This window comes from Micromonospora sp. NPDC050795 (genome assembly GCF_044456785.1).
Taxonomy (GTDB): domain Bacteria; phylum Actinomycetota; class Actinomycetes; order Mycobacteriales; family Micromonosporaceae; genus Micromonospora.
The window spans coordinates 138,886-151,154 of record NZ_JBITGE010000007.1; the positions used below are offsets into that span (position 1 = coordinate 138,886).

A 12,269-nucleotide genomic window follows, 5' to 3' on the forward strand; every position below is an offset into this window, starting at 1 on the left:
CTACCGATGAGGGAGGCCCCTCCCCGACGCCGCAGCGCCGGGGAGGGGCCTCGTCGGATCAGAGCTGGCGACCGGGTGCCAGCCGGGTGGCGTCGCCACCAAGCCGTCCGGTGCCCTTGACCGAGTCACCGTCGTTCGCCTTGACCCCGGCCTTGCTGGCCGCGCCGCCGAGCCGAACGATCATGGCATCGGCGTCCCGGATCAGGACGTCCCGGACCTCCGCCTCGCCCACCAGCGCGGTGTCGGAGGCGAGCGTCCGGAACGCGGTCAGCTGCCGGACAGCCGCCTTGTCGTCGCCGGCCGCCTCGGACGCACGGACAGCGTCGAGCTTGTTCGACAGCTGCTTGTGCGCCTTGGTCGAGAGCCGCCCCGTCGCCTTGAACCGGTCCAGCAGACTCTGCATGTCCCGGAACGAGGTGGTGACGAAGAACCGGACCGTCGAGGTGGTCTTGTTGCCCGCCTTGTCGGTCGCGGTGACGGTCAGCTCGTGCAGGCCGAGCGACAGGTCGTACATGGCCTGCAGGGTGCCACTGGTGTACGCCTGGCCGTCGAGCTGACCGACCACGCTCGCGATACCCGAGCTCGGGTCAACGGCCTGCCAGGCCACCCGGACGTCCTGGCTGTCGCCGTAGAGCTGGCCGTCGGCCAGCCCGGACACCAGCAGCGTCGGCTTGGTGCCGTCGATGCGCAGCACCGCCGACTTCAGCGTCTCGACGTTGCCCGCCTTGTCCGCCGAACGGAACAGCAGCTCGTGCTGCCCGTCGCCGGTCACCTCGATCGGCGTCGAGTACGGCGCCCACGCGCCACCGTCGAGCGACCACTCCACCGTCTTGACGCCGGAACCGGCGTCGGTGGCGGCCAGCACGACCGGGATGGTCCCGTTGTGCCAACCGGCGTCGTTCGCCGGAGCGAACGTCGCCGAGGTCACCGGCGCGGTGGCGTCGATCTTGACCGAGACGGTCCTGGTCGCCTCCACGTTGCCGGCCTCGTCCGTCGAGCGGAACCGGAGCTCGTGCTCGCCGTCCCCGCTGACCGCCACCGGAGCGGTGTACGCCGTCCAGGTGGTGGCCCCGTCCAGCTGGTACTCCGTACCGGCGAGCCCGCTACCGCCGGCCTCGTCGGCACCGGTGAGCGTGATCGTCACCGGCCCGGTGTGCCACCCGTCGGTCGGGGTGCCGGAAACCGCCGCGGTGGTCACCGGTGCCGTCTCGTCGGCCACCTTCGTGCTGAGCCGGAAGTAGTCGAACGAGGCGGTCTTCGACGCCGTCTGGTTGGCGCCGAGGGTGAACAGCCCGACCTTCGGGGTTGCCCCGACGGCGCTGTTGGTCAGCGCCGTCAACGCGGTCCAGGTCGTGCCGTCGGCCGAGTACGACGCGGTGAACGTGTCGCCCGTGCGGGCCAGCCGCAGGTGCCACACCGCCGAGGTCAGGTTGCCCGCCTCGGGCTGCGGGTTCTGGACCGCCCCGGCGATCTCGCTGCGGAACTCGATCCGCCGCGTCACCGCCTGGCCGGCCTGGTTGTCCGCGATGAAGTCGAGCTTCAGGTAGTTGTCGTCGTCCGCCTGCACGAGCAGACCGGCCTGCTGGTACTGCTCGTTCAGCAGACTGCCGTCGACCTTCGTCTCCAGGGTCCAGTCGCCCGACGGCGCGGTCTGGAGGATGAAGTTCTTCGGCCCGGTGTTGTCGGTGCCGTAGATGTCACCGTTGGGCACGTCGATGCGCAGCGCGCCACCGGTGACCCGGTAACCGTTCGGGTCCTCCCGAAGGATCGCGTCCCACCGGCACTTGTTTAGCGTGCTGCCGGTGAACTCGTCCGACGGGTCGACCGGCCCGGCCGGGGCGTCCGGCGTCACCTGGAACGAGTCGAAGGCCGCGTCGACAACGGGTGCCTCAGTGCCACCGTTGAGCGCGAAGACCCCGATCCGCGGGTTGGTGATGCCGGCGAGCGCGGCCGAACGGCCAACCGGGGTGAACGTCTGACCGTCGCCCGAGGCGGACGCGGTCAGGTTCGTCCCGTCGCTGGTGATCCGCAGGTACACGGTGTCACCGGCAGGTGCGTTGGTGGCGTCGGCGGCCTCGTTGCGAGGAGTGGCCGCCGTCTCCCGGATGAACTCCACCCGACGGCTGCCGTTGTACAGCAGGTCCACCTTGGCGTAGTTGTCGTCGTCGCCGTACACCAGCAGGCCTGCCTGCTGGTAGTTGGCCGTCACCGGCAGGGTGACCTTGGTGGTCATCTCCCACGCGCCGGTCGGGGCCGCCTGGAGCACCAGGTTCGTGGCGTCGTTGCGAGCGCCGTAGAGGTCACCAACGCCAGTGGGCAGCCGGAGCGCGCCGCCACTGAGCGAGTAGAGCTGGTTCTCCCGGATCACGCTGGTCCAGCGGGCCTTGTCGAGGCTGTTGCCGTTGAAGTCGTCCGAACGCGCCCCGAAGCAGGACGTGTCCGGAGCGTCGACCCGCACCGGCACCGTGGCGTACGACTTGGCGCCCTTGCTGTCGGTCACCGTGAGGGTGGCCGTGAAGGTGCCCGCGGTGGTGTAGGTGTGGCTGGCGTCCACTGTGGTCGCCGTGCCTCCGTCACCGAAGTCCCAGGCGTACGTGAGCGGGGTGTCGCCCTCGGCGTCGGTGGCCGTGCCGTCGAAGGCGACGGTGACCGGTGCGGTGCCGGTGCCCGGGGTGGCCGTGGCGCTGACCACCGGCGGCCCGTTCTCGGTGACACCGCGGCCGACGAAGTCCATCCAGTTGACGTTGAACAGCGAACCACTTCCGCCGTTCGGATCGCGCGCCACGAAGTACAGCGAACCGCTCGCGGCACCGGTGACCGGCGCGCTCACGTCCGTGTACGTCTGCCACGCCCCGGTCGACGGTACGACGGCCGTGGCGACCACCGGTCCGTCGACAGCACCGGCGCGCACCTCGATCCGACCGCCAGCGGCGGCGGAGGCGGCCCGGAACCGGATCTCGGTGATGTTGGTCAGGTTCGCCGGGGCGACCGACCACCAGTCGCCGTCCTCGATGAAGGCGATGTTCTGACCGCCACCGGCGGTGTCGGCGCCGGCCTCGCGCTGCACGCCGGGGTCTCCACCGCCGGTGCTCACCGGGGCGCGCCCGGTGGCGGTGAAGTACTCGGCCTGCTTCTGCTTCGGCTGCAGGACCTCGATCTGCCGGCCGGTCAGGGCACCGGAGCCACCGGCACCACCCTCGTCGGTGTAGGTGGCCTCGAAGACCGCGAAGACGTTCGCCTCGGCGCCGTGCCCGGAGGCGAGCGACGTCTGGACGGTGCCGGTGCAGCCGGTGTGCTGCTCCAGCGGGTGGGCGTGCTCGTCGTGACCGAGCAGCACCTGCAGCCCGACCCGGGAGCAGTCGATCTCCCCGTCCTCGGGGTCGGTCACCTTGATGGTGTACCGGACCTGGTCACCCCAGTTGAAGAAGCCACCGTCCGGCGGGAACTCGATGGTGACCGTCGGGGCGGTGTTGCCGACCGTCACCGGCACGTTCGCCACCGCGGTACGGCCCTTGGGGTTGGTGACGGTGAGCTGGGCGGTGTAGTTGCCCGCCGTGGCGTACGTGTGGGTCGGGTTGGCCTCGGTCGAGGTCTGCCCGTCGCCGAACGTCCAGGCGTAGGTGAGCGTGCCACCGTCCGGGTCCCGGGAGCCGGCGCTGGAGAACGTGACGGCCAACGGGGCCGGACCCGAGGTCGGGTTGGCGGACGCCGCCGCGATGGGCGCACGGTCACCGGCGGTGTAGTCGATCCGGTAGACGCCGGAGTTGTCGTTGTTGCCACCGAAGCCGCTGCCCCACTCGATCAGGTACAGCGCGCCGTCCGGGCCGAACTCGAAGTCCATCGGCCGGATCATGCTCATGCCGGTGAGCAACTGGTTGATGTCCACAAGCGACTTGCCGTCGGGGGTCACCTGCATGGTGTACATCTTGTTCTGGTTCCACTCACCGAGCAGAGCCTTGCCGTCGTAGTACGCCGGCCACTTGCGGTTCGAGTTCAGGTCGGCGTCGTAGCGGTAGACCGGGCCACCCATCGGGGCGCCGCCGCCGCCGATCTCCGGGTAGCGCGCGTCACCGGCGTACCCGTAGTCGACGGTCGCCGGGACCACCGGCGGGAGGTTGGTCAGGCCGGTGTTGTTCGGCGAGTTGTTCACCGGTGCGGCGCAGTCGAACTTCGGGCCACTCGGACCGGACGGGAACGTGTAGTCGTTGTACGCCTCGTTCGTGCCCGTGCAGTACGGCCAGCCGTAGTTGCCCGGAGTGACGATGTTCCACTCGACCAGACCGCGGGGGCCACGGTTCGGGTTGTCGGTGTTGGCGTCCGGCCCGTAGTCCGCCACGTACAGCGTGTTGGTCTTCGGGTCGGTGCCGATCCGGAACGGGTTACGGAAGCCCATCGCGTAGATCTCGGGACGGGTCTTCTCGGTGCCCGCCGCGAAGAGGTTGCCGGTCGGAACCGTGTACGTTCCGTCGTCCTCGGGGTGGATCCGGATCACCTTGCCGCGCAGGTCGTTGGTGTTCGCGGAGGTGCGCTGCGCGTCGTAGTCCTGGCGGCCCGCCCGCTCGTCGAGCGGCGAGTACGAGTTCGACTCGAACGGGTTGGTGTTGTCACCGGTGGCCAGGTACAGGTTGCCGTCGCCGTCGAAGGCCATGCTGCCGCCGGCGTGGCAACAGGTGTTGCGCTGGGTGTCGACCCGGAGCACCTGCTTCTCGCTGGCCAGGCTGATGGTGTCGCCAGTGACCGTGAAGCGGGACAGCAGGTTGCGGGTGACCCCGTCGTTCGGGGCGTAGTACAGGTACACCCAGTTGTTCGTGGCGAAGTCCGGGTCGAGCCGGATGCCGATGAGACCGTCCTCGTTGCCGGTGAAGACGTCCAGGTCGACGGCGGTGACGGTGTTGCCGGTGTCCGGCTTCACGATCTGCACGCGACCGTCACGCTCGATGTAGAAGACCCGCCCGTCGGGGGCGATGTCCAGCTCCATCGGGTTGCTGGTGTTGCTGTCCAGCGTGACCTTCTCGAAGTTCGAGGTCTTCGAGGCGCCGCAGTCGGCGTTCTCGACGCCGGCCGCGGTGCGGATGCCGCCGAGCAGGTGGGACAGGAACTCGGGCTCGGCGTACGACTCCCGGGTGTGGCCCAGGCCGGTGTACCAGGAGCGGCCACCGTCGTAGTCCTGACACCAGGCGACCGGGTGGTCCGCACCCATCGCGCCAGCGCCGGGGGTGTAGCTCTTCTCGTCCAGGCTGGCCAGCACGTGCACGTCCGGCCGGGGGTTGCTCTGGTAGTTGTACCACTCGTCGAACCGGGACCACCGGTCCGGCAACCCGGCCGTGGACGGGTGGGCGTGGTCTTCCACCTTGACGGTGGCCGTCTGGTTCTGCGGGTGGTTGGCGAAGTACGCGCCGACCAGGTCGCCGTACCAGGCCCAGCTGTACTCGGTGTCCGACGCGGCGTGGATGCCGACGTAGCCGCCGCCGGCCTTCACGTAGCGCTCGAACGCCGCCTGCTGGTCGGCGTTGAGCACGTCACCGGTGGTGGAGAGCCAGATCACCGCCTTGTACTTCGCCAGGTTGGCGTCGTTGAATGCTGCGCCGTCCTCGGAGTTGTCCACGGTGAATCCGTTGGCGGCGCCGAGCTGCTGGATGGCGGCGATGCCGGTGGGGATCGAGTCGTGCCGGAAGCCGGCGGTCTTGGAGAAGATCAGGACGGAGAAGGGATCGGCCGCGGCCTTTGGCGCCTTCGGCGCCACCTGGCTGACCGGGGCTGCGGCTTTCACATCCCGTGGGGGAACCTGGGCGGCCGCCTGCGCGGGCGCGCCGAACAGGGTGGTCGAGGCCATGGCCAGGGAGATCAGGGTTGCGGTGATTGGTACGCGGGCACGACGAGAACGGGACACGCCGCCTCCTGTGTCGTAGTGACAGGGCTCGCGGGAGTCGGCTCGCCGAAGGCCGTCCCTGATGGAGCCGGTGGTCACACCGTGCCAAGGTGCCCCCACCGACATTTTGTCGAATCGCTGAACAAATTAATTCGGCTGGTTCGATGTCGGGCAAGATGCGGACGGGTAACGGTTCTGCAACGGGGGGCGACATTCCGAACAGGACCGTATGAAGTGCCCCATTGGATCTCGGTCGTTTTGACGCGCCGGCCCGGCCGGCCACCGCCGACCCCGCGCCTTGGCAGGCCGACGGATCTGTCGTACGGTGACACGCAAGTAACCCACGGGAGCCCGGTGTACCGGGCTGAGAGGGGGGCTGACAGCCCCCGACCGTCGAACCTGATCCGGATAATGCCGGCGCAGGGAGGAGCGTTGCCGTGCCGTCCCTGGGGCGATTGCATCTCATCACCGACACCCGACCCGGTCGCGACCCACTCGCCGTGGTCCGCGCCGCCCTCACCGTGGCCCACGCCGACCTGGTGGTGCAGGTCCGGGTCGAGGATTCCGCCACCGACCGCGAGGCGTACGACCTGACCGGGCGGGTGTTGGCGCTCTGCGCGCCGTACCGGGCGACCTGCCTGGTCAACGACCGGTTGCACGTGGCGCTGGCGCTCGGCGCGACAGGTGGACACGTCGGCGCCGACGACCTGCCGGTCGCCGCCGCCCGCCGGGTGCTCGGCCCCACCGGTGTGCTGGGCGCCACCGCTCGCGCGCCGGGCCCGGCGGCCGAGGCCGTCGTGGCGGGCGCCAGTTACCTGGGCGTCGGTCCGTGCCACGCCACCAGCACCAAGACCGGCCTGCCGGACCCCATCGGGCCCGCCGGAGTACGCGCCGTCGTCGACGCCGTCGACGTTCCGGTCATCGCGATCGGCGGAGTGACCGCGGCCCGGGTGCCGGCGCTGCGGGCCGCCGGGGCGTACGGGGTGGCGGTGGTCGGTGCCGTCTCCTCCGCCGCCGACCCGGCACGGGCAACCGCCGAGCTGATCGAGGCCCTGACGTGCTGACCGGCCGGTCCCCGTCACCGCCGTCGAGCGACCGGGTCCGGCCGAACGTGGCAGTGGTGGGGGCGGGGCCGATCGGGCTGGCCATCGCCTGGCGTTGCGCCGCTCGCGGACTGCGGGTGGTGGTGCACGATCCAGCACCCGGCTCGGGGGCGTCGGCGGTGGCCGCCGGCATGCTCTCCCCGGTCGCCGAGGCGTACTTCGGTGAGCGGCAGCTGACCGGGTTGTTGCTGGCATCCGCTGCCCGCTGGCCGGCGTTCGCCGCCGAGTTGACCGAGACGACCAGGGTCGAGATCGGCTACCGGACCGAGGGCACCCTGATGGTCGGGCTCACCGGCGACGACCTCGCCGAGGCGCGCCGGCTGTGGGCGTACCAGCAGGGGCTGGGCCTGCCCGTGACGCCGCTGCGCCCCAGCGAGCTGCGCGACAGCGAACCGGCGCTCGCCCCACGGGTGCGCGGCGGCGCGCTCGCGCCCACCGACCACCAGGTCGACCCCCGGCTGCTGGTGCCGGCGCTGCGCACGGCCGCGCAGCGGGCCGGCGCGGTGCTCGTGCCCCGGCCGGTCCGGGTCCTGTCCGATGTGGACGCGACGGTCACCGTTGTCGCCGCCGGCTGCGGGGCCACAGCGCTCACCGGCCTGCCCGTGCGGCCGGTGAAAGGTCAGATCCTCCGGCTCCGCGCGCCCGACGGCGTCACGCCGGGCTTCCGGCACGTGATCCGGGGGTACGCCGACGGCGAGCACGTCTACCTGGTGCCCCGCGCCGACGGTGAGGTGGTGCTCGGCGCGACGGTCGAGGAGCGCTCGGACACCACTGTCACCGCCGGCGCTGTGCAACGGCTGCTGCGCGCCGGGGTCGACCTGCTGCCCGAGCTGGCCGAGTACGACCTGGTCGAGGCGGTCGCCGGGCTGCGTCCGGGCACCCCGGACAACGCGCCGATCCTCGGGCCGCTGCCCGACCGACCGGACGTCCTGGTCGCCACCGGGCACCACCGGCACGGCATCGTGCTCACCCCGATCACCGCCGACCTGATCGCCGACCTGGTGCTCGGCGGCGTACCCGACCCGCTGCTCGCGCACTTCCGGGCCGACCGCTTCGGCGGTGCCACGGTGGCCGCGTCGGACGGACCGGAACCGAGTGTGGAGGGGGACCTGTGGAGTTGACAGTGAACGGGGCCGGGCGCAGCGTCGCCGCCGGCGCGTCAGTGGCGGACCTGGTCCGCGACATCGTGGCGCACCCACGTGGGGTGGCGGTCGCGGTCAACGGCGAGGTGGTGCCCCGGACCGGCTGGCCGGCCCGGGCACTGCGCGACGGTGACCGGGTCGAGGTGCTCACCGCGGCGCAGGGCGGGTGAGTGGCGTGCCGTTCGAGCTGGGTGGGGAGACCTTCACCTCACGGCTGATCCTCGGCACCGGCGGTGCCGCGAACCTGTACGTCCTGGAGCAGGCGATCCGGGCGTCCGGCACCGAGCTGGTCACAGTGGCGCTGCGCCGGGTGGGCACGGCACCGGGCTCCACAGGTGGGCTGCTGGAGTTGCTGGACCGGTGCGGCGTACGCCTGCTGCCGAACACTGCCGGCTGCCACACCGCGACCGAGGCGGTGAAGGTGGCCCGGTTGGCCCGGGACGCGTTCGACACCGACTGGGTCAAGCTGGAGGTGATCGGTGACGAGCGGACGCTCCTGCCCGACGGGGTGGAGCTGCTCCGCGCCGCCGAGGAGTTGGTCGCCGACGGTTTCACAGTGCTGCCGTACACCAGCGACGACCCGGTGCTCGCCCGCCGCCTCGCCGACGTGGGCTGCGCCGCGGTGATGCCGGCCGGCTCCCCGATCGGCTCGGGGCTCGGCATCGGCAATCCGCACCACATTCGACTCATCCGGCAGGGTGTGGACGTGCCGGTGATCCTCGACGCCGGCATCGGCACCGCGTCCGACGCGGCGCTGGCCATGGAGCTGGGCTGTGACGGGGTGCTGCTGGCGAGCGCTGTCACCCGGGCGGCCGACCCGGTGGCGATGGCCACCGCGATGCGGTACGCCGTCGAGGCGGGCCGGCTGGCGGCCCGGGCCGGCCGGATCGAGCGCCGCTTCCACGCGCTCGCCTCCACCCCGGACGAGGGAAGACCCGAGCTGTGACACCGCCGTCCGGGGTTGTCGTGTTGACCGATCGGCTCGTCGCGCGGGAAGGGCTCGACCGGGTCGTGGCGGGAGCCGTGGCCGGGGGAGTGCGCTGGGTGGTGCTGCGGGAGAAGGACCTGCCCCGCGCCGAACGCGCCGCTCTCGCCGCCGATCTGCGCGCGATGCTCGCCGACGTCGGCGGAACCCTCATCGTGGCCGGCCCCGACCCGCTCGGCGGCGACGCCGTGCACCTGCCCGCCGCCGGCCCGTACCCGCCGCCAACCCACAACCTGGTCGGCCGTTCCTGCCACAACCGAGCCGAGCTGAACCGCCTGACCACCGAGCACTACGCCACCATCTCCCCGGTATGGCCCACGAAGACCAAACCGGGCTACGGCCCACCGTTGCTCGTTGCAGGCCTGGGCGGCCTGGTTCGGGCCAGCCCGGTGCCCCTGCTGGCCCTCGGCGGAGTCGAAACCCCACAACAGGTAACCGCCTGCGTCCAAGCGGGAGCCGCCGGAGTGGCAGTGCTGGGCGCACTAATGCGAGCGAAAGACCCCACCGAACCAGCGGCGAGCCTGACCAGCGCTTTCCAAGAGGCGGTCACCCCTGAGCTGACCCAAACCCGGCGCGGGGTCACCCAGGTCCCCACGTCAGGGCTGCGGCCGACCGTGCCCACGCAGGGATCAAGCCTGACCGCCCGGAGTGGGCACGGTCGGCCGCAGCCCCCAACCGCAACCAGCAACGGCCCACCGCAGCCCCCAACCGCAACCAAAGAGGAGGAGAAGTGACCCCGAGCACCATCCTCACCATTGCCGGCTCGGACTCCGGCGGCGGCGCCGGCATCCAGGCCGACCTCAAGGTCTTCGCCGCGCTGGGCGCGTACGGCACCAGCGTCCTCACGGCCGTCACCGCGCAGAACACCCGGGGTGTCGACGCGGTGCTGCCGCTGCCTCCGCGCACCGTCACCGAGCAGTTGGACAGCGTGCTCACCGATTTCACCGTCTGCGCCGTGAAGACGGGGATGCTCGGCACGCCGGCGATCGCCGACGTGGTGGCCAAGGCCGCCCGGGACGACCGGCTGCCCCAACTCGTCGTCGACCCGGTGCTGGTCGCCACGAGCGGTCACCGGCTCGGCGTGGTGGGCGCGGTGGAGCGGCTGCTGCCCTACGCCACCGTGGCGACCCCGAACTGCGCGGAGGCCGCGGCGATCACCGGACGCCCGGTGGACGACGTGGCCGCGATGGTCGTGGCCGCCGAGGCCCTGGTGGCCGGCGGCCCGGAGTACGTGGTGGTCACCGGCGGTGACCTGGACGGGGGCGAGGCGGTCGACGTGCTGCACGGCGGCGGCGTCACCACCGTGTTGCGCGCACCCCGGGTGAGCACCCGGCACACCCACGGCACCGGGTGCTCGTTCTCGGCGGCGATCGCTGTGCGGCTCGGTCTCGGCGACCCGGTGCCGGACGCCGTGGGGGCCGCCAAGGAGTACGTGCTCCGTGCGCTGACCGGCGCGCGGGGCTGGGAGCTGGGCGCGGGACGCGGGCCGCTGAACCACTTCGGCTGGTCCGCTTGATCACCAGGGAGGCTGTCATGCACGCACGAGGCAAGGTGTACGTCGAGGGTTCACGGCCGGATGTCCGGGTGCCGTTCGCGGAGGTGGGGCTGACCGGTGACCTGCCGCCGGTGCGGCTCTACGACACGTCCGGCCCAGGGTCGGACCCGTTGGTGGGGTTGCCCGCACTGCGGGGCCGGTGGATCGCCGAGCGGGGTGACGTGGCGCCCGTACGGGGTGCGGGTACCCCGCTGGCCGGGGTGGGCAATCGCCGACCCACCCAGTTGGCGTACGCGCGGGCCGGCGTGGTGACGCCGGAGATGGAGTTCGTGGCGATCCGGGAGAACGTCGAACCGGAACTCGTGCGGTCCGAGATCGCCGCCGGTCGGGCGGTGCTCCCGCTCAACGTCAACCACCCGGAGTGCGAGCCGGCGATCATTGGCAAGGCGTTCCTGGTCAAGGTGAACGCCAACATCGGCACCTCGGCGGTCAGCTCGTCGGTCGCGGAGGAGGTGGAGAAGCTGACCTGGGCCACCCGCTGGGGCGCGGACACCGTGATGGACCTGTCCACGGGTAAGCGGATCCACGAGACCCGGGAGGCGATCGTACGGAATTCGCCGGTGCCGATCGGGACGGTGCCGATCTACCAGGCGCTGGAGAAGGTCGGCGGCGACCCGGTGAAGTTGAGCTGGGAGGTGTTCCGGGAGACAGTCATCGAGCAGGCCGAGCAGGGCGTCGACTACATGACCGTGCACGCCGGGGTGCTCCTGCCGTACGTGCCGTTGGCCGTGGACCGGGTGACCGGGATCGTGTCCCGAGGCGGTTCGATCATGGCGGCGTGGTGCCTGGCGCACCACGAGGAGAACTTCCTCTACACCAACTTCGAGGAGCTGTGCGCGCTGCTCGCGCGTTACGACGTGACGTTCTCCCTCGGCGACGGGCTGCGCCCCGGGTCGATCGCCGACGCCAACGACGAGGCGCAGTTCGCCGAGCTGCGCACCCTCGGTGAGCTGACGAAGATCGCCTGGGCGTACGACGTCCAGGTGATGATCGAGGGCCCCGGCCACGTACCGATGCACAAGATCAAGGAGAACGTGGACCTTCAGCAGGAGTGGTGCCACGAGGCGCCCTTCTACACGCTCGGTCCGCTGACCACCGACATCGCGCCCGCGTACGACCACATCACCTCGGCGATCGGCGCCGCGATGATCGGCATGTTCGGCACCGCGATGCTCTGCTACGTCACCCCGAAGGAGCACCTCGGCCTGCCGGACCGCGACGACGTCAAGGCAGGCGTGATCGCGTACAAGATCGCGGCACACGCGGCGGACCTGGCCAAGGGGCACCCGGGCGCGCAGGCCTGGGACGACGCTCTGTCGAAGGCGCGGTTCGAGTTCCGCTGGGAGGATCAGTTCAACCTCTCGCTGGATCCGGAGACCGCGCGCTCGTACCACGACGCGACACTGCCGGCGGAGCCGGCGAAGACCGCGCACTTCTGCTCGATGTGTGGCCCGAAGTTCTGCTCCATGAAGATCACCCAAGAGCTCAAGGAGTACGCGGCGCGCGGCATGAAGGACAAGTCGGAGGAGTTCGTCTCCGGCGGGAGCCGGGTCTACCTGCCGCTCGCCTGACCTCCCTGCGGGCGTAGGCCGTCCCTGTGGCGCCCCGGTGTGAC

At 71.1% G+C, this 12,269-nt stretch carries 7 protein-coding genes, 1 pseudogene and 1 riboswitch; of the genes and pseudogenes, 7 read left to right on the plus strand and 1 reads right to left on the minus strand.

What is annotated here, in order from left to right:
• Positions 1 to 58 precede the first annotated feature (58 nt).
• Positions 59 to 5,890, minus strand: coding sequence for a ThuA domain-containing protein (locus ACIBEF_RS08770; protein ID WP_396792385.1), 5,832 nt, complete (start codon positions 5,888 to 5,890; stop codon positions 59 to 61).
• A 312-nt stretch (positions 5,891 to 6,202) separates the two neighbouring features.
• Positions 6,203 to 6,312: riboswitch (TPP riboswitch) on the plus strand.
• On the opposite strand from ACIBEF_RS08770, the gene thiE reads away from it, so the two are divergent.
• The 7 genes and pseudogenes from thiE to thiC all read left to right on the plus strand — a co-directional run bounded on the left by thiE (position 6,307) and on the right by thiC (position 12,225).
• Positions 6,307 to 6,933, plus strand: coding sequence for a thiamine phosphate synthase (thiE, locus tag ACIBEF_RS08775; protein WP_396792387.1), 627 nt, complete (start codon positions 6,307 to 6,309; stop codon positions 6,931 to 6,933). It overlaps the preceding riboswitch by 6 nt.
• Positions 6,927 to 8,093 carry a glycine oxidase ThiO gene (gene thiO / locus ACIBEF_RS08780; protein ID WP_396792389.1) on the plus strand — a complete coding sequence of 389 codons (1,167 nt, stop codon included), beginning with the start codon at positions 6,927 to 6,929 and terminating at the stop codon, positions 8,091 to 8,093. Before thiE ends, thiO begins: the two co-directional genes overlap by 7 nt.
• Positions 8,084 to 8,284, plus strand: a complete 201-nt coding sequence (thiS, locus tag ACIBEF_RS08785; RefSeq protein ID WP_238667543.1) for a sulfur carrier protein ThiS — start codon at positions 8,084 to 8,086, stop codon at positions 8,282 to 8,284. Before thiO ends, thiS begins: the two co-directional genes overlap by 10 nt.
• Positions 8,281 to 9,060 (plus strand): thiazole synthase, encoded by a 780-nt coding sequence (locus ACIBEF_RS08790; protein WP_396792391.1) that lies wholly within the window; start codon positions 8,281 to 8,283, stop codon positions 9,058 to 9,060. Before thiS ends, ACIBEF_RS08790 begins: the two co-directional genes overlap by 4 nt.
• Positions 9,057 to 9,635 (plus strand): annotated as a pseudogene (locus tag ACIBEF_RS08795) (thiamine phosphate synthase); the annotation flags it as partial. The gene ACIBEF_RS08790 and the pseudogene ACIBEF_RS08795, both read left to right, overlap by 4 nt.
• Before the next feature lie 194 nt (positions 9,636 to 9,829).
• A complete protein-coding gene (thiD, locus tag ACIBEF_RS08800; RefSeq protein WP_396792392.1) occupies positions 9,830 to 10,615 on the plus strand; it encodes a bifunctional hydroxymethylpyrimidine kinase/phosphomethylpyrimidine kinase in 786 nt (261 codons plus the stop codon).
• Between the two features lie 17 nt (positions 10,616 to 10,632).
• Positions 10,633 to 12,225 (plus strand): phosphomethylpyrimidine synthase ThiC, encoded by a 1,593-nt coding sequence (gene thiC, locus ACIBEF_RS08805; RefSeq protein ID WP_396792395.1) that lies wholly within the window; start codon positions 10,633 to 10,635, stop codon positions 12,223 to 12,225.
• Positions 12,226 to 12,269: the final 44 nt, after the last annotated feature.

Coding starts and splice junctions, on each gene's coding strand:
- thiC (WP_396792395.1), top strand. CDS start 10,633: ATGCACGCACGAGGCAAGGTGTACGTCGAGGGTTCACGGCCGGATGTC.